The 24,004-nt window shown below is 59.4% G+C and carries 16 protein-coding genes; 11 read left to right on the top strand and 5 right to left on the bottom strand.

From position 1 onward, the window contains the following. Positions 1 to 147: 147 nt before the first annotated feature. The 10 genes from HY011_21350 to HY011_21305 all read left to right on the top strand — a co-directional run bounded on the left by HY011_21350 (position 148) and on the right by HY011_21305 (position 12,337). Positions 148 to 915, top strand: coding sequence for an SDR family NAD(P)-dependent oxidoreductase (locus HY011_21350; protein ID MBI3425478.1), 768 nt, complete (start codon positions 148 to 150; stop codon positions 913 to 915). Between the two features lie 286 nt (positions 916 to 1,201). After that, complete coding sequence (locus HY011_21345) at positions 1,202 to 1,816, top strand: hypothetical protein (protein ID MBI3425477.1); 615 nt, start codon at positions 1,202 to 1,204, stop codon at positions 1,814 to 1,816. Between the two features lie 95 nt (positions 1,817 to 1,911). Beyond that, positions 1,912 to 3,456: an acetolactate synthase large subunit gene (locus HY011_21340; GenBank protein ID MBI3425476.1), complete on the top strand. Its 1,545-nt coding sequence runs from the start codon at positions 1,912 to 1,914 to the stop codon at positions 3,454 to 3,456. Positions 3,457 to 3,576: 120 nt separating this feature from the next. Further along, positions 3,577 to 4,158 (top strand): hypothetical protein, encoded by a 582-nt coding sequence (locus tag HY011_21335; GenBank protein MBI3425475.1) that lies wholly within the window; start codon positions 3,577 to 3,579, stop codon positions 4,156 to 4,158. A gap of 262 nt (positions 4,159 to 4,420) precedes the next feature. Continuing rightward, complete coding sequence (locus HY011_21330) at positions 4,421 to 5,626, top strand: amidohydrolase family protein (protein MBI3425474.1); 1,206 nt, start codon at positions 4,421 to 4,423, stop codon at positions 5,624 to 5,626. 151 nt (positions 5,627 to 5,777) lie between these two features. Next, a complete protein-coding gene (locus HY011_21325) occupies positions 5,778 to 6,038 on the top strand; it encodes a hypothetical protein (protein ID MBI3425473.1) in 261 nt (86 codons plus the stop codon). 9 nt (positions 6,039 to 6,047) lie between these two features. Continuing rightward, positions 6,048 to 7,400 carry an amidohydrolase family protein gene (locus HY011_21320; protein ID MBI3425472.1) on the top strand — a complete coding sequence of 451 codons (1,353 nt, stop codon included), beginning with the start codon at positions 6,048 to 6,050 and terminating at the stop codon, positions 7,398 to 7,400. Positions 7,401 to 7,524: 124 nt separating this feature from the next. Further along, positions 7,525 to 10,098 (top strand): protein kinase, encoded by a 2,574-nt coding sequence (locus HY011_21315; protein ID MBI3425471.1) that lies wholly within the window; start codon positions 7,525 to 7,527, stop codon positions 10,096 to 10,098. Positions 10,099 to 10,415: 317 nt separating this feature from the next. Beyond that, on the top strand, positions 10,416 to 11,465 hold the full coding sequence (locus HY011_21310; protein ID MBI3425470.1) for a succinylglutamate desuccinylase/aspartoacylase family protein: 1,050 nt from the start codon (positions 10,416 to 10,418) through the stop codon (positions 11,463 to 11,465). Positions 11,466 to 11,614: 149 nt separating this feature from the next. Next, entirely contained in the window at positions 11,615 to 12,337 is a 723-nt protein-coding gene (locus tag HY011_21305) for a hypothetical protein (protein ID MBI3425469.1), read from the top strand. Positions 12,338 to 12,557: 220 nt separating this feature from the next. Here HY011_21305 and HY011_21300 read toward each other — a convergent pair whose 3' ends face one another. Further along, on the bottom strand, positions 12,558 to 15,410 hold the full coding sequence (locus tag HY011_21300) for an insulinase family protein (GenBank protein MBI3425468.1): 2,853 nt from the start codon (positions 15,408 to 15,410) through the stop codon (positions 12,558 to 12,560). A gap of 1,790 nt (positions 15,411 to 17,200) precedes the next feature. Beyond that, on the bottom strand, positions 17,201 to 19,837 hold the full coding sequence (locus HY011_21295) for a choice-of-anchor D domain-containing protein (protein ID MBI3425467.1): 2,637 nt from the start codon (positions 19,835 to 19,837) through the stop codon (positions 17,201 to 17,203). An 837-nt stretch (positions 19,838 to 20,674) separates the two neighbouring features. Between HY011_21295 and HY011_21290 the strand changes: the two genes are divergently transcribed. Next, positions 20,675 to 22,102: an NAD-dependent succinate-semialdehyde dehydrogenase gene (locus tag HY011_21290; GenBank protein ID MBI3425466.1), complete on the top strand. Its 1,428-nt coding sequence runs from the start codon at positions 20,675 to 20,677 to the stop codon at positions 22,100 to 22,102. Between the two features lie 79 nt (positions 22,103 to 22,181). Here HY011_21290 and HY011_21285 read toward each other — a convergent pair whose 3' ends face one another. The 3 genes from HY011_21285 to HY011_21275 form a co-directional block, all read right to left on the bottom strand. After that, positions 22,182 to 22,769, bottom strand: coding sequence for a DUF937 domain-containing protein (locus tag HY011_21285; GenBank protein MBI3425465.1), 588 nt, complete (start codon positions 22,767 to 22,769; stop codon positions 22,182 to 22,184). A 132-nt stretch (positions 22,770 to 22,901) separates the two neighbouring features. Next, on the bottom strand, positions 22,902 to 23,294 hold the full coding sequence (locus HY011_21280) for a transmembrane 220 family protein (GenBank protein ID MBI3425464.1): 393 nt from the start codon (positions 23,292 to 23,294) through the stop codon (positions 22,902 to 22,904). Between the two features lies 1 nt (position 23,295). Next, a complete protein-coding gene (locus HY011_21275) occupies positions 23,296 to 23,973 on the bottom strand; it encodes an SH3 domain-containing protein (protein ID MBI3425463.1) in 678 nt (225 codons plus the stop codon). Between the last annotated feature and the right edge of the window lie 31 nt (positions 23,974 to 24,004).

The raw sequence follows: 24,004 nt of genomic DNA, 5'->3' as shown, positions 1-24,004 counted from the left end.
TGCGCTGGGCATGGCATGGCGACTTGCACCATTGTTGAGAGAATGAAGTAGCCGGTAATCGGTAGTCGGTAGCCGGTTAATTACAACCGCCCGTTGACTACTGACTACTGACTACTGACTACTGACTACTGACTACTGACTACCAATATGCAAATACAAGGCAATACATTTTTAGTTTCGGGCGGCGCATCCGGGTTGGGCGGCGCGACGTCGCGGTTGTTGGCCGAAGCGGGCGGCAACGTGGTCATCGCCGACATCAATGCTGACAAGGGCGCGGCATTGGCGGCTGAACTCGGCGCGCAGACGCGCTTCGTGCAAACGAATGTGGCGGATGAAGCGGCGGTGCAGCAGGCTGTCGCCACGGCGGTTTCAACCTTCGGCGCCTTGCACGGCGCGATCTGTTGCGCGGGTATTGGCGGCGCCGAAAAGACGGTCGGCAAAGACGGGCCGCACGCACTGGCCTCGTTCAAAAAAATCATCGAGGTCAATTTGATCGGCACCTTCAACGTGATTCGGCTGGCGGCGGCGCAGATGTCGCAACAAGAGCCGAAGGCCAGTGGCGAACGCGGCGTGCTGGTCGACACGGCTTCGGTGGCGGCGTTTGACGGACAAATTGGGCAGGTGGCGTATGCGGCGTCGAAAGGCGGCATCGTCGGGATGACCTTGCCGATTGCGCGCGACCTGGCGCGGCTGGGCATTCGCGTGGTGACGATTGCGCCGGGCCTGTTCGACACGCCATTGCTGGCCGGTTTGCCCGAAGACGTGAAAAAGGTGCTGGGCGCGCAGGTGCCGTTCCCTGCGCGGCTGGGTCAACCGCGCGAGTATGCGGCGCTGGCGCGGCATATTATTGAAAACGAAATGCTCAACGGCGAAGTCATCCGGCTGGATGGCGCGTTGCGCATGCCGCCAAAATAACTGCAATTTCTGCTTCTTCCGACGCGGAGCGTCTTTGGAGTGCGCGCGGCACAGGCCGCCGCTTTGGTATGCCCTCGCATGCGACGGATTAAAGGATTACCAAAGCGGCGGCCTGTGCCGCGCGCACTCCAAAGGCTTCGCCATTCCCTGGGGATCAATGAAGGCTATTTCGAGTTGGCTTGGTTGGTCATTGCTTATTTTAACTTGCGCCTGTGGTGGGCACGAACCTGCGCCGCCACAAACGGCGCCTCCGCCCGTGGCGCAACTTTCTCCAAACGCGGCGCCAGTGGCGGTTGCAGAAATCCCCGCACTGGCGTTAGAGCCAGCGGTCTTGAACGCGGTTATTGTGCCGTTGCAGCGCCCCGATGATGCGCAAAGCCGCGTCTTGCAATTGAGCAATGTCGTTTTCAAAACGCCGCCGAAACCGGGCGGCACGGTCACGATCCTGGCCTTGAGCAGCGCCTTGCCCGCGCTTGAAGCCCGCATCACCAACGCGAAACTTGTCGAGAACCCATGCAGCGAGTCGTTGCCCAAGCAATGGGAAATCGAATTCGAGCCGTTGACGCAAGCTGCCTATGTTGACGCCGTGCTGGCGGTGCCGGGCCGCATCGAAGGCAGCTACGCGCCCTTTCAGGTCTGTGTGATCTATCCGGCCAACCCGCAGGCCCGCGCGCTCAATCGCGGCTTGCTCAACGCGGCGGATTTGCCCAAAGGCGCAGCGCTGCCAAATGTCATCATGGCGCTCGACCTGAACGGCGATCAGTCGCCCGATTTGATTGCGACGGAATACTGCTGTGACAAACCCAAAGAAGGGCGCGAACATTGCGACCTGACCTGCGGCAAAACGTATTTGCGCGCGGCGGGGCGGTGGAAACAAATTGATGCCAGCACGCCGTGCTAACGGTACCGCACGCGTGAGCAAGCGGCCGTCGGCGAGGTGGCCGCTTGCTCACGCGCGCGGTACCGCCCCAAAGTGCCCCCACGACACGAGAAATTATGAATGGAGCCGAGAGTCTGATTCACACCGCCCTCAAGGCGGACATCGAAGTCTGTTTTGCCAATCCGGGCACGACCGAAATGCCGCTCGTGCGCGCGCTCGACGAAGTCGCAGGGATGCGCGCCGTGCTCTGTCTGTTTGAAGGCGTTTGCACGGGCGCGGCGGATGGTTATGCGCGCATGGCCGAAAAGCCAGCGTTGACACTGTTGCATCTGGGGCCGGGTTTCGCCAACGGCATCGCCTATTTGCACGATGCGCGGCGCGCGCGTTCGCCCATCGTCAACCTGATCGGCGAACACGCGACCTGGCACATCGGCGCCGACCCGCCACTCAATTCCGATATTGAATCGCTGGCGCGGCCCGTCTCGCACTGGTTGCGTCGCAATCGCTCGGGCGAAAAACTGGCCAGCGATTTGACCGACGCCATCGCGGCGGCCACGGCGCATCCCGGCTATATCTCGACGCTGATCGTGCCGCACGATTGCCAGTTGGAACCGGCCAGTGGACTGACGCGCTTGTTTAACACTGCGCCGCTGCCGGCGCGCGTGGAAGAAGAAGAACTCACGCGCGCCATCGAATTGCTGCAACAGAATCAACCGACCGTGTTGTTCCTGGGCGGGCATGCGCTCAAACACCGCGGCCTGCAAGCCGCCGCGCGCATCGCCGCCGCCACCGGCTGCAAGCTGCTCTGCGAAACTTTCCCGGCACGGCTGGAACGCGCGCCGCATTTGCCCAGTGTCGAACGGCTGCCGTATTTCCCCGAACAGGCGCTGGCCGCGCTCGAACCGTTCAGCACGGTCATTCTGGCGGGCGCCAAAACGCCGGTTTCGTTTTTCGGCTACCCCGGCTTGCCCAGCTATTTCATTTCAGAAGATCAACAGCAGCACGTGCTGGCCGAACCGCACGAAGACGCCGTCGCCGCGCTCGAAGCGCTGGCCGAAGCGGTCAATGCGCCGCTGGAGGTCTTCAATCCGCCGCGCCCGCGCCCGACCAAACCCGTCGGCCAACTGACGCCCGAAACGTTGTGCGCCGCCGTCGCCGCCGTGCAACCGCCCAACGCCATCATCATGGACGAAGGCAACACCAGCAGCGGTTCGTACCTGGCCGCTTCGCAAGGTGCGCCGCCGCATTCGTATCTGACCCAACCCGGCGGCGCAATTGGCCTGGGCTTGCCGTGCGCGACCGGCGCGGCCATCGCCTGCCCTGAGCGCGCAGTCATCAACATCCAAGCTGACGGCAGCGCGCTGTATACATTGCAAGCCCTGTGGACGCAGGCGCGCGAGTCGCTCAACGTCACGACGGTAATCTGCAACAACCACAGCTATCGCATTTTGGGATTGGAGTTGAAACGCGCCGGCGTGCAGGAATTCGGCCCGGTCGCGCAAAGCCTGATTGCGTTGGCGCCGCCCGCCATTGATTGGGTGCAATTGGCGCAAGGGTTGGGCGTCCCCGCCGTGCGTGTGCGGACGGCGGATGAATTGGTCGCCCAGCTTGAACGCGCCTTGGCCGAACCCGGGCCGCATTTGATTGAAGCATGGCTGTGAGTTTAGGCGCCAAAAAACCCTTCGGCTTTTTCGGCCTGGCGTTCGTCTGATGACGTGCGCGAATTAGGCCAATGATGGCTGGAATGATTGTTCATCCCAAAGGATCCCAAAGGAGTAATGATGCTGAAACTCAAATCAATCGGCGCCTGGCTGTTGCTGGGCGTGTGTTTTGTTGTCTGCGCCCCCGCCGCTTCGGCGCAAACGGAGTTGTTCGATGGCCGGCCGGAATTCAAAGAAGGCCACGACATGGGTTATTTCGTCTGGCGCGAAGGCGACACCTGGAAGTTGCGCTGGACGACGACGGGAGCCATGCGCCGTTTCACCGGTCACGTGACGGCGGAAGACGGCGCATTGAAATCGCTCAAACGCATTGACCTTGAAACGGAGCGCCGCGTGCTTCGCCCGGGCCGCCCCCCGCGCCTGACCATAGGCCCGCGCGGGCGGATTTACGAACGTAGCGGAAGACCGACTGTGGTCACCCAACGCGCGCAAGATAAGATCGAAAAAGAGGGCAACCACCGCATCAATTTCACGACGCGCACGGATGACGACATTGATGGCTTCGATTTCAAGGTGGATGACAAGGTGACGGTCTTGCGCTTCATGCTCGAAATCAACGGCAAGGCCCTGCCACGCACCGTCGAAACGGGCAAGAACAATCAGCATCCACCGAATGTGCCCTTCGAGGTTAAATTGCGCTGAGCGCGTCGTCACGCGCTGAGTTTTGCGGTGAGATAGCAAGCGCCATTCTCCATTCGATATTCTCAATTCCTGGCAGAGAGCAGCCTGTCAAAGGTGGCCTCTGCAAATGAATTGAGAATATCGAATGGAGAATGGCGCTTGCCGTTTAGCGCCCAACTCCCTCGCAAACAGCTTTCCGGCATTGGATAGCCGCGCCTGCACTCGAATGTTACACTGCGCGCGCTTTTCCATACTTCATTACCCGACAATCCTGGAGGCGACCATGCGTAAGTTTCGACTCTTAACCACGCTGTGCCTGCTTTTGACGATGCCGCTGCTCGGGCAAGAGCGCGCCATCGTCATTCGCGCCGGTCTTTTGCTGGATGGCAAAGGCGGCACGGCGCGCAACACCAGCCTCGTCGTGCAGGGCGGGAAGATCGTGAAGATCGCCGCGTCGAGCGAAACACCGACTTACGACCTGCGCGTGCTGACCGTGCTGCCCGGCTTGATTGATACGCACGTGCATATCAGCTATCACTTTGGCGCGGACGGCCGGGCCAGCAATCGCGGCGAGACGCCTGCGCAGGAGGCGTTGTACACGGCAGAGAACGCCTACGCCACCTTGCTGGCCGGCTTCACCACGGTGCAAAGCGTCGGCGCGGCGGCGGATGTCGCCTTGCGCGAAGCCAGCGCGCGCGGCACATTGCCCGCGCCGCGCATCCTGACCGCCATCCGCTCGCTCAATGAAAACAGCGGCACGCCGGAACAACTGCGCGAACAGGTGCGCAAGCTAAAAGCCGACGGCGCGGATGTCGTGAAAATTTTTGCGTCCAAAAGCATCCGTGACGGCGGCGGCCAGACGATGACCGATGAACAACTTGTGGCCGTGTGCGGCGAAGCCAAAGCCCAAGGGCTGCGCACGATGGTGCACGCGCACGCCGCCGGCGCGATCAAGGCCGCCGTGCGCGCCGGTTGCGGGCAAATCGAACACGGTGTTTTCGTGGACGACGAAGCGTTGAAGCTGATGGCCGAACGCGGCGTGTATTTCGATCCGAACATCGGCCTGGTGCTGCAAAACTACCTGCGCAACAAAGCGCGCTTCCTCGGCATCGGCAATTACACTGAGGAAGGCTTTGCCTATATGGAAAAAGCCGTCGGGCTGAACAACGCGATGATCAAACGCGCGCTGGCGACGCCGGGGTTGAAGCTGGTCAACGGCACCGACGCCGTGGCAGGCGCGCACGGGCGCAATGCCGACGAATTGCTGGCGCGCGTGCGCGAGGGCGGGCAGCAGCCAATGGAGGCCATCATCTCGGCGACTTCGCTGGCGGCGCGTGCGCTCAATTTGGACAGCAGCATCGGCACGCTCGCGCCGGGTTTCGAGGCCGATTTGATTGCGGTGGAGGGCGACCCGACGCGCGACATCACGGCGTTGGCGCGCGTCGTGTTTGTGATGAAGGGCGGGCGGGTTTACAAGAACGTGCGCTAACGCAGACCAATACAATTGAGGCTGCGGGCATTCTCCATTCGTCATTCTCAATTCTCTTGCAGAGAACAGTTGGCCAAGCAGGGTTCCTGCCAGGAATGGCGAATGGAGAATGCGCTGCCTGCGCCGGGTTACAACAACACTAGGAGATGGCATGAAAAAGCATCTTCCATACTTCGGTTATCGCGTTGCGCAAGGCGACAAGTGGCCGGAGTGGAAGCCGGGCACGGAGTTCAAAGCCAAACGCGAGGCGCAGCGCCTAGCCCTGGGTACGCACCGCTTCCAGCGTGCGGGTTTGGCGTCAGACGGAAGAGGGCCAGAGGAAAACCTTCGGCATCACCACGTCTCAAGCCACGCCCGCACGCTGGAAGCGGTGCGTACCCAGAATTCAATCCGTCAATTTCATTCTTCTTGAGAGAAACCCATGAACAAAAAAACTGTTGCATTCGGTCTGTTGCTGGTGGCCTTGTTGGCAAGCCTAACGGTGGCGCAATCACCTGCCATCACCGCGATCAAAGCGGGCCGCTTGCTTGATCCTGAAACCGGCACGGCCGCGGTCAACCAGGTCATCCTCATCGAAGGCGAAAAGATCAAAGCCATCGGCGCGAATCTCGCCATCCCCGCCGGCGCGACGGTCATTGACCTGTCGAAGCTCACCGTGCTGCCGGGCCTTGTTGACGCGCACACGCACATGGCGATGACCTACAAAGAGCAGCCAGAGAATAATTATTACTATTTGACTTACGTGATGGAATCCACGCCGCTGCGCGCGATACAGGCGGCGTCGAATGGCATTCAATTGCTCAACGCGGGCTTCACCGTCATCCGCGACGTGGGCAACAACGGGATGTACGCCGACACGGCGTTGCGCCAGGCCATCGAACAGGGCTGGCTGCCGGGGCCGACCGTGATTCCGTCGGGTATCATCATCGGCGGCACGGGCGGTCAGTTGTGGCCTACGCCGGAGATGTACAAGCAGCACAACCTCGTTTACCCCGAATACCTGGATGCCAACACGCACGACGAAATCATCCGCGCCGTGCGCGAGAACATGTTGTTCGGCGCACGCACGATCAAGCTCTGCATTGATTGCAAACCCTGGGGCTATTCGGTCGAAGACATCAAGCTGGCGATCAGCGAAGCGGCCAAGGGCGGCTGCAAGGTCGAAGGCCACGTCCAAACGCCCGAAGGCGCGCAACGCGCGATTGACGCGGGCATTCACATCATCGCCCACGGCCAGGCGCTGACGCCCGACCATCATCGCCAGATGGCCGAGAAGGGGATTTTCCTGGCGGGCACTGACACACCGTTCACCAACTATCGCGGCACTGAAGCGGCCTTCAAACAAACCGCCGCCAAGCTGCGCGACGCCTGGGAAAAGAAAGTGCCGCTGACCTATTCGACCGACTTCGATTATTGGAACGAACGTATGAAGGACGTCAAGACCGGCGAATGGCTGACGCGCGGCGATTTGACGATTGCTTTTTTGGAAACGTGGAAGGTGGCGGGTATCCCCAACGCCGACATCCTGCGCGCGCTGACGATCAATGGCTACAAGGCCGCCGACATCGTCAAAGAACGTGGGCCGCTCAAGGTCGGGATGTTCGCCGACTTGATTGCGGTGGCGGGCGATCCGCTCAGCGATATTGATGCCTTGCGCAACGTGCAATTCGTGATGAAAAACGGCGGGGTCTTCAAGAAAGATGGGGTGATGACGCCGGAGAAGTTCTTTCATCCGGGGCCGGTCAGAATGCCGAACGGCCGGTATACGCGTTGACGTGCTGGTTCAGCACGGCGTGTCGGGGCTGCTTTACTGACACGTTGCGCGGATGACCGCCAGGCGGCGCGGCAGCTAAGCTGCGCTATCCCTCCCCATTACACAACATTCAGGAGGCCCCACGATGGCGATTGCCGCTGGCACGCGCTTCAATCACTACGAAATCCTCGCCCCGCTCGGCGCGGGTGGAATGGGTGAGGTTTACGCGGCGCAGGACACGCGCCTGAATCGTGATGTCGCTATCAAAGTCCTGCCCACCGATTTCGCCCACGACGCCGACCGGTTGCGCCGCTTTGAACAGGAAGCGCGCGCGACCTCTGCCTTGAATCATCCGAACATTCTGACGATCTACGACATCGGCTCGCACGCGGGTGCGCCCTTCATCGTCGCCGAATTGCTGGCAGGCGTGGAACTGCGCGCGCAACTCAAAGACGGCGCGCTGCCGGTGCGCAAAGCGCTTGAGTACGCGCAGCAGATCGCCAGCGGCCTCGCCGCCGCGCACGAGAAAGGCATCGTCCATCGTGACTTGAAACCGGAGAACTTGTTCGTCACCAAAGATGAGCGCGTGAAGATTCTCGACTTCGGCCTGGCGAAACTCAGGGGAATGCGGAATGTGGATCTCGGAATGCGGAATGAAGAAGCCGAAACACTATTACAAGTGGAGCCAAAGAATCCGCAATCCGCAATTCGCAATCCGCAATTGACGAACCCCGGCACGGTGCTGGGCACGGTCGGGTATATGTCGCCGGAACAGGCGCGCGGCTTGCACGACATGGACGCGCGCAGCGACATCTTCAGCCTGGGCATTGTGCTGTATGAAATGCTCGCCGGGTGTGTGCCGTTTACGGGCACGACGACTACCGATGTGATCATCGCCATCGTGGAAAAAGAACCGCTGCCGCTCGCGCAGCACGCGCCCGCCGTGCCCGCCGAATTGCAACGCATCGTCAGCAAGGCGCTGCGCAAAGACCGCGAGCAGCGCTACCAACACGTCAAAGACCTATTGATTGACCTCGGCGACTTGAAGCAGGAGATCGAGTTTGAGGCGAGGCTGAAAGGCGCGCAGGCGCTTGTCGCCGCACCTTCCGGCGGCAGCGCCGGGACGCGCGAGCTTTTGCCGGAAGGTGGGGCGACGAACGCGCCGCCAGCCGAGGCCGCGACGAATGAGGCGGCTCCCGCGCGCACGACTTCGAGCGCCGCCGTCATTCTTGGTGAAATGAAACGGCACAAACTCGGCGTCGGGCTGCTGTTGCTGTCGCTGGTGACGGTCGGCGGCTATTTCGCTTTTCTGGCGGGCAACGCCAAGCCGATAGATTCGCTCGCCATTCTGCCCTTCACCAACGCGAGCGGCGATCCTGAGATGGAGTATCTGTCGGACGGCCTGACCGAATCGCTCATCAACGCGCTGGCGCAATTGCCGCGCCTGCGCGTGCTGCCACGCACGACCGTCTTTCGCTTCAAGGGCAAAGCGGATGACCCACAGCGCATTGGCAAAGAACTGGGCGTGCGTGCCGTGCTGACCGGGCGCGTGCAACAACGCGGCGATAGCCTCGTCATTCAAACCGAACTGATTGAGGTCACGGGCGGCGCGCAACTTTGGGGCGATCGCTATAACCCGAAACTTGCTAACCTGCTTGCAGCGCAGAGCGAAGTGGCGCGGGACATCTCGCGCAAATTACAAATCAAGCTCTCTGGCGCGGATGAGCAAAAGTTGACGAAAAACTATACGGAAAATGCTGCGGCTTACCAGCTTTACTTGAAAGGGCATTACCATTGGTTGAAATTTCCGGCCCAAGGGTTTGAGAAAAGCCGCGATTATTATCAACAGGCAATTGACCTTGACCCGAACTATGCGCTCGCTTACGCAGGCTTGGCGGAATACTACGGCTTTGGTGTCGTATTTGGTGCCTTGTCGCCTGCCGAGAATTGGGCGAAGTCAGAGGCGGCGGTGTATAAAGCCTTAGCCTTAGACGACACCTTGCCCGATGCTTATAGCGCGCTGGCAGGCGTCAAACAGTTTCACCACGACCGGGCAGGGGCGGAGAAAGATATTCTGCGCGCCCTCGAATTAAATCCGAAATACACGGAGGGGCGCAGCCATTATGGCGCTTTTTTAGAAGAAGTCGGGCGGTCTGAAGAAGCGCTTGCCCAGCATCAAAGAGTCCTGGAAATGGAACCGATGTCAGTGCGCTATAACTATTTTTTGGCCAGGTTTTTCTACCGGACGCGCGCCTATGACCGCGCCATCGAACAATATCAAAAGACGCTGGAGCTAGACCCGAACAATGCCATCACGCACGAAATGTTAGGGGACGCCTTCGAGTTGCAAGGAAAGCAGCCGGAAGCCGTCGTCGAATGGAGCAAAGCATTGACCCTGACGGAAGACAACGAAGCGGCGCAACTGCTTAATCGCACCTACGCCGCATCGGGTTTCAAGGCCACCGTGCGTGCCCTCTGGCAAAAGAAACTCGGCCAATTGAATGCCCAAGCCCAACGCGGCAAATACGTCCCGGCGATGAATTTCGTGCTGGCCCAGACACGGCTGGCGGACAAAGAACAAGCCTTTGCCTGGCTGGCCAAAGCCGAGCAGGAACCGAATGGGCTGATCTTTGAAGTCAAGTTCGACCCCCTCTATGACAGCCTGCGCGCCGCCGCTCGCTTTGCTGCTTTCGTGCGGCGCGTCGGGTTGCCGGAGTGAGCAGGGGGCGAATGGATCAATGATGGTTGGTAATAAAAATGTCGGACTTGTTGGTTTTTGTCGCGGCGCGACAGTTGAATTTAGCCGTGGTTTTCAAACCACGGTAGTCGAAGTGGAACCGTTCCGCGTCGCGTAGCGACGCTTGAAATCTGTGCGACAATAGCTTCCGTTTCAACCGTCGCTACGCGACGCAGGGCAGTTGTGCCGCGCTTCCCGGCGTTGAAACGCCGGGCTAAATTCAGGTCACCGCTACGCGGCTGCAAAATCGCAAGCTTTATCACTCTGCAATATCGAACCTAACCCAAGGAGATCACGCGATGTATAAACTGCCATTCCTGACGTTGCTGTGTCTGCTGCCGGCCGCGCCGTTGGCCGCGCAGGAACGCGCGACCTTTACCGTCGGCACTGCGACCGCCACACGCGGCCAAAAAGCGACCGGCGTGATCGCCGTGCCCGCTGGCAGCGATGCCGCGCTCGACATTCCGGTCGCCGTCTTTCACGGCGTGAAGCCGGGGCCGGTGCTGGCCGTTGTGGCGGGCGCGCACGGGACGGAATACGCTTCGATCATCGCGCTCGAACGCTTGCTGGGTGTGCTCAACCCGGCGGCGCTGAGTGGGACGGTGATCGTCGTGCCGCTCATCAACCTTCCGTCCTTTGAGCAGAAAGTGCCGCACGTCAATCCGGTGGACGGCAAGAGCATGAATCGCTTTTATCCCGGCAAGCCGGACGGCACGCAAACCGAGCGCGCGTCCTTCCTGATTACCAAACAAGTCGTCGAACAGTGCGATCATCTGATTGACCTGCACGGCGGCGATTTAGACGAGAGCCTGCGGCCTTACAGTTACTGGACGAAAACCGGCAACGAAGCTCAGGATCGCATCTCGCGCGAGATGGTGCTCGCCTTCGGCCTCGATCACATCATCATCTCAGCCGACCGGCCCAAAGACCCGCAGGCTTCGCGTTATCTCGAAAACACCGCCAGCACGCGCGGCAAGCCTTCCATCACTGCCGAGGCGGGCCACGCAGGCACGGTCGAAGCGGACGATGTCGGCGCGTTGCTGAACGGCTGCTTGAATGTGATGCGCTACCTGAAGATATTGCCGGGCGCGGCGACAGTGATCGAGCATCCGGTCTGGATTGAAAAGATCGAGACGATAGCGAGCGAACAGGCAGGCATCTTTTATCCGCTGGTGCGGCGCGGGACATACATCGAACAAGGGATGCGCGTCGGCTACGTCACCGATTACCTGGGCAAGCCGCTCTTTGAAGCGCGCGCGCCGGTGGCGGGCGTGGTCTTGTATATCTGCGCGGTACCTTCGATGACGAAAGGCGCGACCATTGCGAACATCGGCGTGGTGGCGCGCTAAAGAAGCGAAGCTTGTGCTGATTTAACCGAAGCCTGTGCTTATTTCGGCACTCCAAAGGCTACGCCCAGCCAAAGTGCTGACGGGCCTCTGGATAAATAAGCACAGGCTTCATTTAACCCCATTACCAAAACCAGCTTGTGGAGGTAGCGATGCGAACGATTTTTCTGACGACAGTCTTTTTGCTTTTGGCAGCGCACGTACTGGCCGCCGAACCGGGCTATCTTTACCAAGCCAAATTCGTGCAAGCCGCGCCGGGCAAGCTGCTAGAGTTGATCGAACTGCACAAACAGCGTCTGCCAACTTACGCCGCCGCTGGCGACGAAGCGCCGTTCGTCATCCGCCACACGCAGGGCGACAAGTGGGATTTGCTGATGTTGTTTCCATTGGGTGGTTACAGCGAGTTTTATCAGGCCGCGCGGATTGCCAAACGCCAGCAAGCTGCGCAGCCGTTCGCAGCCAAGCTGAAAGAGCTGATCGCCTGGCAAGAGGACTTGTTCGTTTACGGCCCGCCATTGGCTGAGTTGAAAGCGGCGGCGGCCAAAGCCGGTTTTTATCACCTCGAAATTTTTCAGGCGCTGGCGGGCAAACACGCCGAACTTTACAAAGAGCGCGAGATGGAAAACGCCTATCAACGCACGCTCAAACGGCCCGGCAATTTTATCTTCACGCGCGATCAGGGCGCGGGCTGGGACTTGTTCACGCTGGGGCTGTACCGCGATTTGAAGCATTACGCCGAGAGCGCGGACATTGCGGAAAAAGATCAAGACGCGGCGGCGCGCGCGGCAGGCTTTGAATCGGCAAAACACATCGGGCCTTACTTGCGCGCGTTGATCGCGCAGCATCACGACACGTTGGGTGTGCCGGTCAAATGAGGCGACTAAACAGGCGGCAAAATATTCCTGGACAACCACGAAGCAACGAAGAGCACGAAGAAGAACAGGAAGGAGAAGATAGGAGGCCGATCAACATTGATGTTTTCTTCTCTTTCTTCGTGTTCTTCGTTGCTTCGTGGTGAATAGTTTTTGTCAAAGGACTTTTTGCAGGTCACTTAAACAAGCAAGCAGCAAGTGGCGCGCGCGCTGTTGCGGGCAGCTATTTCTTTTCAGGGAACATGGTCACTTTCACGTAGTTGCTCGTGTTCAGATACTGTTTGGCTGCTTGTTGAATCGTGGCGGCGTCGAGCTTTTTGTAATGCTCAGGCATGTTCCAGAGCGCGGCTGGATCGTCGCCCGCCTGGTATCTGGCCATCAATTGGCTGAGCAGATAGTTGTTCTGTTTGATGCTGGTTTCAAATTCCCGCAGCAGTGCTTCTTTTTCGTCGGTCAACTGCTTTTCGGTCGGGCCTTTCGCTTTGAGTTGTTCGATCTCCTGAAACACGCGTTTGATCAAATCGTCGGCGCGTTGCGGGTCGCAGGCAAACTGAATGGCGATGGAGTATTCAGGCTGCGGGTCTTTTTGGTAACTGGGATTGGCGCTGATGCCATAAGCGCCGCCGAGTTCTTCGCGGATGGCTGCCAGCAGCATGTTTCCCAGGATTTCGGACATTGACCGCAGGGCCACACGCTTGGCTTGCTCGTATTCGAATTGCCCGCTGAAAATAATCGCCACCTGACTTTTTGGTTCAAGGCCCTTTTCAATTTTCTTTTCGACCACGCCAGCCGGCGGGCGAATGCCCAAGTCCTTCCAGCTTTCTTTGCGTTTGGTCGTGGGCAAAGCTCCCAGATAACGTTCGATCAGCGGCTTGATGGCCGGCAGGTCAAAGCTGCCGACGAAGAAAAAGGTGAAGTCGCCGGCGTCGGCAAAGCGGTCTTTGTAAAACGCCAGGGACTTGTCCAAATTCCATTCGTCAATCGTCGCCGCCGTGGCGATGCGCCGGCGCGGATGATTTTGGAACCGGGCTGCCGAGAGCGCCTCGAAAAATGCAAACGAGGGCGAAGCCGCTTGATTGGCCAGTATGGTTTTCATCTGATTTGCCTGCACGGCAAAAGCTGTGGCGTCGGCCCTGGGTTGCGTGAATCTGAGATAGATCAACTGGAACATTGTTTCGAGGTCTTGGCGTGAACTGTTACCGTTCAGCCCTTCTTCAAGTTCTGAAATGAACGGCGCGACTGACGCCACTTTGCCGGTCAACAGCTTGCGCAGATCATTGGCGTTGAATTTGCCGACGCCGCCGGCTGTGACAACCTGGGTGGCGGTGCTGGCTGCAATGTAGTCTTTGTCGGCGGCCAGCGAAGTTCCGCCCGGGCTGGTGGCGCGAAACAGGATTTCATCAGTCTTGAAGGTGGTCGGCAACAACACGACTTTGACGCCGTTGGACAGCTCCAATTCAGTGATGCCCAGGGCGTCCCGGTTTTTGGTTTTGGTAATCGCCCCCGGCGTTGGGATGGGGTCGAGCAAGGCGGCGGCGCTGAGGGCGTCAACATAAGGCTTCAGTTCTTTTGCCGGGACAGCTTTGATGACCGCCGCCAGCTTGGCTTCGTCGGGCACCGCCAAACCGCTCTTTTGCGGAGCGGTGGCGACGACCACGCGGTTTTTATCGGAGTACCAGGCCTTGGCGAGCTGGTTGATTTCGTCGAGCGTGACTGCCGGTATGAAGCGCGTCTGCATAGCGTATTCATCTTCGGCGGTGGGCAGCGTTTCGTTTTCCAGGAAGTTGCGAATGTATTCATCGGCGCGGCTGCGCGATTCGCGGCTCTCTCTTTCGTTCAAGATGCGTTCGCTATTGCGTAGCGCGCTTTGTTTTTGCCGCTCGAGTTCAGTGGCCGTAAAACCGAAACGCACGACGCGTTCGACCTCGGTCAGCAAAGCGTCCAAACCGCGCTCGAGGCCGTCTTCTTTGACTTGTGCGAACAGCGAAGCCTGATCTTTGGTGCGCGCCAGAAAGCCGCCGCGCCCGCCGCCCGCAAAGATGAACGGGGCATTCGGCTGCTGTGCGACCTCGGCCAGCCGGGCTGAAAGCAGGCTGGAAAACAAACGGTTGACGAGCTTCTGCCGGTAAACGCCGACTGACCCTTGTGCGGCGGCGGGCAGCAACGTATCAACTTCGATTGAAGCAGCAGTGTTCTCTTTGTCGGTCGTAATGACGTAAGACGTGCCGGCGTTGTCAGGAATGTCGTAGCTTTGACGCGGGCGCGCTTTGGCGGCGGCGGGGATTGAACCAAAGTGCGCCGTGACCATTTTTTCAAGCGCGGCTTTGTCGAAATCGCCCACCGCGACCACCGCCATCAAATCGGGGCGGTACCAGTCGGCATAAAATTTCTTCAAGCGTTCGGCCTTGCCGGTTTGAATGATTTCAGGTTTGCCAATCGGCAAGCGGTCGGCGTAACGCGAGCCTCTGAGCAAGACCGGCAGAATCTTTTGCTGCATGCGCGAACCGGCGCCCAGCCGCAAGCGCCACTCTTCCAACACCACGCCGCGCTCTTTCTCTATTTCTGTGTCATCGAACGTGACGTTGGTCGCCCAATCTTCCAGCACCAACAGCGCGCGCTCCAATGTTTCGGGTTTGTCAGTCGGGACTTGCAGCATATAAACCGTTTCGTCAAAGCTGGTGTAGGCGTTCAAATCCGCGCCGAAGCGCATACCCAGTTTTTCGATGAAGGAGACGATCTCGTTCTTGGGGAAATGCTTGGTGCCGTTAAAAGCCATGTGCTCGACGAAATGCGCCATGCCTTGCTGATCGTCCTCTTCCAAAATGGAACCGGCCTTGACCACCAGGCGCAGTTCGGCGCGTTTTTCGGGCTTTTTGTTGGCGCGAATGTAATAGCGCACGCCGTTGGAGAGCTTGCCGATGGTGATTTGCGGATCAACCGGCATCTGCTGAGAGAGCGCGGGAGCTTGGGCCTGGGCTTGCAATGTGGCGGCCTGCTGCCGAAAGCCGGCCAGGCAAAATACGGCCAGCAAAGCTGCCGTCAAAAGCGTCAACTGCGTGCGGTTGCGACTTGTCATATGCTTTCCTCGGAACGACAGAGTTAACTATTACGCCGCTTCAGCCGTACCGCGGCTAAAGAACCAGGCGCAGTCGAGAGTTACTTTCCCTTGGTCGAAGATGGGAAATAGCAGAGGCGCGGATTATTATGTCTGGGCTTGACGCTCGTCAAGATAACCCCTGCTAACAGAGTTTGCGGGCTCTTACGCGGTTTTTGTTTTTTCCTTTCATGTAGCAATGTCGCCAGCGCGCAAAACATCACGGCGAGTTGCCGATTTTGTTTATCTGCCTGCTGTTTAAGTAAGTCGCCAAAAGCTCGTTGACAGAAACTTATCACCACGAAGAAACGAAGAACACGAAGAGTAGCGAGAAAGTGGTAATGTTTGCAGGCATTCTCCTTCTCTTCCTGTTCTTCTTCGTGCTCTTCGTTTTTTTGTGGTTGTCAAAGAAGTTTTTGCGGCTTACCTGGCAATAAAAGCAGCCGCGCCGTTTCACGGGCTGGCAATTTTTTCTGCACGCCGGCCCCGCTGAACATACTTGGGTAATAAGCAATAATATGAAAAAGGATAAAGCGAGGAAGCCAATGAATCGTCGAGAATTCAATTTCGGATTGCTCTCTGTTGCGGGCGGCTTAGCGGCGCCCTTGTCACAATCCACTGCCAGGCTGCGCGTCAACGGCGCGCGGCTCAACGCCCATTTGGCCGAACTGGCGCAATTCGGCAAAACGCCCGAAGGCGGCACACAGCGCGTTGCCTATACCGACACCGACCTGCAAGGGCGCGAGTACGCGGCAAGGTTGTTACGTGAAGCCAAACTTGACGTGAGCATTGACGCGGCGGGCAATCTGATCGGACGCCGCGCCGGCCAAGACGCCAGCCTGAAACCGCTGCTGATTGGTTCGCACATTGATTCGGTACCGGCGGGCGGCAGTTACGACGGGCAGGTCGGTTCGATGGGCGCGCTTGAAGTCGCGCAGACGCTGGCCGAAAACAATGTGATGTTGCGTCACCCGCTTGAAGTCATCCTCTTTCAAAACGAAGAGGGCGGCACCATCGGCAGCCACGCGCTGGCAAAAGAACTGACCGAACGCGAACTCAATCAAATCACCAACAGCAAAAAGATCCTCCGCGAAGGCATCAGGTTCATCGGCGGCGATCCCGACAAACTCGCCAGCGTCGTGCGCAAACGCGGCGACATCGCGGGCTACCTGGAATTGCACATCGAACAAGGCGGCGTGTTGCACGCCGAGCGGCTCGACATCGGCGTGGTCGAAGGCATCGTCGGCGTCTATTGGTGGGACGTGTCGGTCGAGGGTTTCGCCAACCACGCGGGCACGACGCCGATGAACCAGCGGCACGATGCCTTGCTGGCGGCGGCGCGCTTTGTGGACGCAGTCAATCGCATCGTCACCAGCGTGCCGGGCCGCCAGGTCGGCACGGTCGGCAAAATGCAGGCGCTGCCCGGCGCATTCAATGTGATTCCGGGCCGCGTCAACACGAGTTTGGGCCTGCGCGATTTGGATGCGGCCAAAGTGCAGATGCTGTTCGACAAGATTCAAGTTGAGGTGAAACAGATCGAACAAGCCACCGGGACGAAGTTTGAATTCAAGTCAGTCAACGCCACGCCGCCCGCGCCGACCGACGTGCGCTTCCGCCGTGTGATTGACGAAGCGGCGCGCGCGTTGGGTTATACGACCAAAACGCTGCCGAGCGGCGCGGGGCACGACGCGCAGGAAATCGCGCACCTCGGAGAAATCTCTGCTTCGTGCCCGGCGGCGCTTCGTGGTTTAGTTTTCTTGCGGACTATAACGTCACTTGATGTTCACGCGCACCGTGTTGGCTGTCTTGCCGTCAAAGCTCAGCACCACGTCCACTTCACTGCGTCCGGCCAGGCTGCGGGGCAACAACACGTTGACTTGATCGAGACCGACCTGGCCGCCTTGCGCGCCGGCGAATTGCACTTGCGTCGCGACGCCGCCAACCAGCGCGGTCGCGGCATTCAGCGAACTGCGATTGCGGATGCCGGTGCCGAACAAGACCGCAAAGACCTGATCGCTGGCCGCGCCCAAATCTATCGGCACGGAAACGAAGCGGCTGGTGGTTGTGTCGAACCGTGCGACGGCTTCGAAACTCTGGCTGCCATCGGCGTGCACGCGCAAGGCTACGGCTGCCGCCACACCTTGTCCATTGGCGTTCGCGGCAAAGAGGCCCGGCGCGACCGCCGCGATATTGATCGTGCCGACCGCTGTCGCGCCATTGCTGTTCGTCACCGTGAGGGTGGCCGCGCCCGTGGCCGTGCCCGTTGGAACCAGGAAGTTGATCTGCCCCGATGAGACAAAAAAGAGCGAGGCCGCGCGTTCGGTGCCCGCGCTGTCACGCACTTTTAACGTGGAGCCGGCCAGCGTGGACGGCAACGGATTGGTCGTGGCACTGGCATTCGCGGTGGCTAGATTTTGACCAAAGGCGCTGGCGATGGAATCGGCGGTTAATTCGGCGCCGCTGAAGCTAGCGGCGGAAACCGTCGCGAGCGCCGTGCTGCCGCCCGTGACCGTGGCCGTCACGGTGTAGCTGGCCGTGCCGGGGCCGCAATTGGCGACGCCGATGAAATAGGTGCCCGCGCGCAAGACGGGCACGCTGCTGGGCGTGACGGTGATGGCTTCGCTGTTGTTGGGCGAATCGGAAACGTGATCGCCCGTGAAGTTCGGCGAAACGCCCGCGACGCGCTGCCCGAAGCGCGCATACAAATCCACGTCCTGATTGCCAGAGAGCGTCACGCGCAGTTGCGTGGCATTGACGGGGACTTGAATCGTGTACTGCGTCGGGTCAATGCGGCAGTCGTTGGCGGTGGGCGGCGCGGCAATCGTGCCGGTTTGCGCCGTGCTTGAAGTCAGCGCGACGAGCGGTTGCACGCCGCCAAAGCCGTTCAATGACACGCTGAGCGTGGGACGATTCGGGTCATTGCTGGCCAGCGTGAGCGTGCCGGTTTGCGCGCCGTTCGCCGTTGGGGTGAAGCGCAAGACGACATTTTGTTGGGCATTGGGCGCAATGGTGAAGGTCGTGGCGGACGAAGTCAGCTTGAATTGCGCGTTGTTGAGCGTCAGCCCCGTCACTTGCAACGTTTGGGCACCGGTGTTCAAGACGCTCAGCGTGCGGTCAGCGCTCGCGTTCAAGGCTACGTCGCCGAAATCAACGGTGGCGGGCGTCACGTCAATTTGCTGTTGCGCGCTGCGCACGCGATAGCCGATGGTGTCGAACGCATTCAAATCATTTTGCGTGATCTGGTCGCGTTCGCCACGCGCGGCGGTCGGGTCCATCACGCCGATGTAAACGCCGGTCAGTTCATTCGCCTTCCAATGGCTGGCCTGATTCCGGTCGCCGCCAGTGCTGTCAGCCCGTCCCGTCGAAAAGCCCAGTTCGACGCCGCCGTCGCCAAAGAAAACCTGTGTGCCGCCCGAAGCCAGAATGCGCTGGGCGCTGGAAAATGACGCGAGGTTGATGCCGGGACGGAAGCGGAATATGTCCAGCACAGTGACGCTCGCCGCAATCGTGGAATCCAGTTCTTTGTCGCCGACATTCGAACCGAAGCCGAGCGCGTGACCGATTTCGTGCGTGGCCGTCGCGTCAAAATCAATCTGGTTGGGATTGATGCCATTGCTCGGATCGAAGTCGAAAGGAAAAGCCGAATTGAACCCAATCTGTGGCGGGCTGCCTAAGTTTTGCTGTTCGGTGTCAGGGTTGGCGGTCGCACTGATCAAACCCAGCGCGCGAAAGACCGACGCATCCGCAAATACTGCGGCTAAGGCGCCCTGATCGGTCGGCAGTTGTCCGGTCGGCAAGGCGTTGTACAACGCCGTTTCGGCGCTACTCGAAGCGCCCGCCAGCAAGGCTGTTTTGATGTTGGGGTAACCCGTGCGGCTGCCGATAGTCTGTGAAGCCGTCTGACCGATGATGTTGGCATTGGGATAATTTTCGCCGAAGAAAGTGGGGCCGAAATCAACGTCGAGAACAATGGAAATCGGCGAGAGAATCTGCGCCTCCCAGTTTTGGGCCGCGCGAATAAAGGCGGCTTTGGCGTCCGGAAAATTATCGAGTTGGGCGCTCGCGCGCAACGTGATGCGCAAGCCGATTTGCTCCTGCTCCGCCGTGCTGGCGCGGGCGCGTCCGGCATAAATCACCTTCCGCTCAACCGTGTCTACGGCGCGGCGCATCTGCTGTGCTTGTGCTGGCGTCGCTTGCTGACAAATGCGCTGACCGTTTTGTTCACTGATAATGAAGCCGCTGCCCTGTGCCGCCGGCGTGAATCCCAGGCCGCGTTTACCGACGCCTTGCGCTGTCACTTGCGCGGGCGCAAACCAGTTTGGGAACAGCAACGCCAGGCAGGCCAGCAGCAACACCGCCAGCGAAAGCACACTGACCGGCAGGCTCCGGCCTTGAAAAGAAAACCGCATAACACCTCCGTGTTGTCATGGAATATGGATAACTGAAGCCGTGAAGGAGCAGGCTTGCAGGTCGGTGCGTACTATAACTGATAAATTGCTCTTCCATGCGAGACAGCGAATTAAAGTTTTGCCAGATAGTTTGGCGGGATAAGGCAAGCCTGCGGGGCTTTTGCCAAGTCAGCAAGCGCACCGAACGAGTGACACTGCACTGATTCCTGGTTCCTGGTTCCTGGCAAGCAAAAAATGCCGGGAGTTGTTACGAAATCAGGATTCAGGATGGCCGTCTAAATCGAACCACACAACATTAGTACACAGGAATCAGCCACAGAGGCACAGAGGCACGGAGCGAAGACAAAGGGAGGGGCTGAGAGCACGCTCTTTCTCTGCTTGCCTCTGTGCCTCTGTGCCTCTGTGGCAACTAGCGTGTCCCAATGTTGGTTGTTCTGAGTTAGCTGTGCCGAATTACGACTTGGCAAAAGCCCTGGGCTAGCATGTATGCGAAACCCACGCCCCTGTGGCGGTATTAGACGTGTGGCATAATGGGCAGCCAAATACACAACATCGTCAACGCTTCTGATCACATCGGATTTTGTGGTGACAGCCCCGGCGGGGCGAAATGTTTATAGTTGGAGTGCGAAAAAGCACGCGAGCCCCAGCGGGGCGGTATCTGCCGGCGCTCAGATGTCGCTCCTAACGGAGCTAAGCGCATAGATTTGGCTGGTCGCTATAAACATTTCGCGCCGCTGGCGCTGGAAAAACCAAACCACAAAATCCGGTGGGACTAGCAACGCTTGATTAGCTCGAAGCTGAATCAAGTCAGGCAAACGCGGTAAACGCACCCAGACTATGAAACCCTATCCACTTTATCTAAACGGCGAATGGGTCACGAACACCCCATTCATTGATGTGCATAACCCCGCCAACGGCGAACTGCTCGGCAGCGTTTCGACGATTGACCGCGCGACGGTGGCGCAAGCGATTCAGCACGCGCACACGGCCTTTCAAGCCTGGCGCAAGCAAACCGGCAAGGCGCGCGGCGCATTTCTCAACCGCATTGCCGAGGCCGTTGAAAAGCGCAGCACCGAGATTGCGCGCATCATCTCATTGGAGAACGGCAAGCCGCTGGCGCAAAGCGTCGGCGAAGTCGCGATGACCGTGGATCATCTGCGCTGGTTTGCCGAAGAGGCGCGGCGCGCCTATGGCCGCATCGTCCCGCCACAAGTGGATGGCAAACGGCACCTGGTCATCAAGTCTCCGCTGGGCGTTGTGGGCGCGATTGGCCCGTGGAATTTCCCGCTGGTGCTGGGCATTCGCAAAGCCGCGCCCGCGCTGGCCGCCGGTTGCACGGTCGTGTTGAAGCCTTCGGAACTGACGCCGCTCAGCACGCTGGCTTTTGCCGAATGTGTGGCCGAGGCCAAGCTGCCGGCGGGCGTCTTTCAGGTCGTACTCGGCGACGCGCCGGAAATCGGGCAAGAGTTTTTGGCGCATCCGCTCTGCCGCAAAGTCACGTTCACCGGTTCGACCGCAGTGGGCCGCTTGTTGATCGCCGGCGCGGCGCACACGATCAAACCGCTCGCGCTGGAACTGGGCGGGCACGCGCCGGTGCTGGTCTTTGACGACATTGATCTGCCGCGCGCCGTCGAAGGCGTGGTCATCGCCAAGACGCGCAACACCGGCCAATCCTGCATCGCGGCGAATCGCATCTACGTGCAGCGCAGCATCTACGACCAATTCCTCGACGCCTTTGTCACGCGGATGCAGGCGCTCAAGGTGGGCGGCGCGTTTGAGCCGAACGTCGAAGTCGGGCCGTTGATTGATGCGCACGGTTTGCACAAAGCGCTCGAACACATCGAGAACGCTGTGGCCTTGGGTGCGCGTGTCTTGTGCGGTGGCAAACGCTGGGGCGTGACGGGTTATTTTATAGAGCCGACGGTGCTGGCTGATGTGCCCAAAGACGCGCTGTGTATGAGCGAAGAAACCTTCGCGCCTATCGCGCCGGTTTGCGCGTTCGAGACGGAAGAAGAGGCGTTGGAATTGGCGAACGCTTCGCCGTATGGGTTAAGCGCCTATGCCTTCACCGGCAGTCTGGATCGTGCGTTTCGTTTGATGGAAGGCTTGGAAGCCGGGACGATAGGGATCAATGACGGTGTGCCCTCGACCAGCAATTGCCCCTTTGGCGGCATCAAACAAAGCGGCTGGGGCCGGGAGCTAGGAACAGAGGGAATGGAGGCGTTTCTGGAAACCAAGCACGTTTCGCTGGGACTCCAAATCTGAAGGATGAGGGATGAAGAAAGGCAACTTGTTTCATCCTCCATCCCTCATCCCTCATCCCTCATCCCTCATCCCTCATCCCTTATCTGCCGCTCATCATCCGGCCCGCCATGCCCAGGATGTCATCCAGCGCGGAACCATCATGATTGCGGTCGAGTAGACCGCCGAGCATGCCTAGGATCGGCGAACCCGCAGACATCTCTTGGTGCGCGCCGCCTAACAAGCCCGCCAGCGAACTGGCATCCATGCCGCCCTGTTGTTGATTGGCTTTGCCGAGCGCGCCCATGACCACCGGGGCCAGCATCGCCAGCAAGGGGCCGACCTTGCTCATATCCAAACCGCTGGCCGCGCTGATGCCTTGTTCGACTTGCCCCTGGCGTCCGCCCAGGATGTGGCCCAGGATGGCCCCGCCGATGCCGCTGGCCGCGCCGCCGCTGAGAAAGCCGCCGAGGTCATCCAAAATAGAACCGTCGTGATCTTTGTTCACCGCGTTGAGCAGCGAGGCCGCGCCGTCTTCCGATTGTGTGTTGCGGGCCAAACCACCGATCAACATCGGCAGGGCGGCCTGAATCGCGTTGCTGGTCGTGCTTTCGTCCGCGCCGATGGCCTGGCTAATTTGTCCAACCGCCTCGCCACCCAAGGCACCGCTCAATAAGCCTGTTAAATTCATGGAAATCTCCTCTTCAGAATGATGTTTTTTGCTGATGCTGCTTCGTTAGGGAAGCCGGTGCACACAACTTTGCCGCGTGTGGGAGAGACGGCGGCCCGTTGTGCGAGAAACTGCGTAGGGACGAGGGGGAATTCAATTCTGCGTTGCGGGGTTGTGCTGCGTCAACCGCATTCGCCGCGCCCGTAAAAAAAGCACGAGCATCCAGGCGGCCACAATCAACAAGCCGCCAAACTCACGCCCTTCTTCGACACGCGTATCTTTCATCTCCCAGGCTTCAAATAGTTCGCCGAAGCGCACGTGGCCCAGCACGCGCGGCGCAATGGTGGCGGCCCAGAGCGCGGCATACAGCAACAACGCGCCGGGCAGTTGCCAGTGCGCAGGCCGCTTGAGCGCCACGATGCAAGCCAGCGCCGCCAAGCCATAGACTGACATCCAGACCAGCGGGTCGGGGTCGTTGTATTGCACGACAACGCTGAAAATGAACATGGCGAGGAAGAGGTAGTTGGCGATTATGAAGGCTTTCATCTCAATTGGTTTTGGTGATGCTGTGCTCTTCGCACAGATAGTTTTGATTGACCCAGCCCGTCAGACCCTGGGCCTGAATGGACACCCAATTGTTGCCGCCAACGCGCACCGCCGCGCCGGTCACGCGCACGCCTTTGGTGTTGTGGGCCAGTGTGCCGCTGATTGCCGCATTGCCGTCAGGGCTTGTTCGCACATTCAACACATCGTTGCTGCCGACATTGAAAACGGCGTAGCTGGTGGTTGCTTTCAACTTTCGCATGGCAGCTTTCGTTTTGGCGCCGGTGCGCACGTCAACCGCAATCCAGCCTTCGGCAGGCGCACCACGCGGCGCGGTGGCTCCGCTGGAATTGATGCGGTAGTAATAAAGCCGCCGTCCGTCATCCGACCATTCGACGGCGCTTTGCAGGATGGCATCCCAACGCGCCGTGAATTTGCGTTTGCCGCCGCCATCGGCGCGCAAGAGAAAGCCGGCGTTGTCATTGCATTCGTAGCCGCAGGCGATGACGACAAATTGTTTTTGATCGGGCGAAGAAACGATCTCTTTGATGGACATGAATCCATCCCGTTGGGCGTCCAGCAGCACGCGCTCATGCCAGCGCAATTGGGTGCCAGCGGGATTGAGAGATAGCGCCGTGCCAGGCGGCAAGGTTTGGCTCAAGCACAAAAGATTGAATGCCAAACAAAGTCCAAAAACGCGGCAGCTTGTCCGT

The sequence above is a fragment of the Acidobacteriota bacterium genome (assembly GCA_016196035.1).
Lineage (GTDB): Bacteria > Acidobacteriota > Blastocatellia > RBC074 > RBC074 > JACPYM01.
This window is presented reverse-complemented; position numbering and strand designations above follow the sequence as displayed.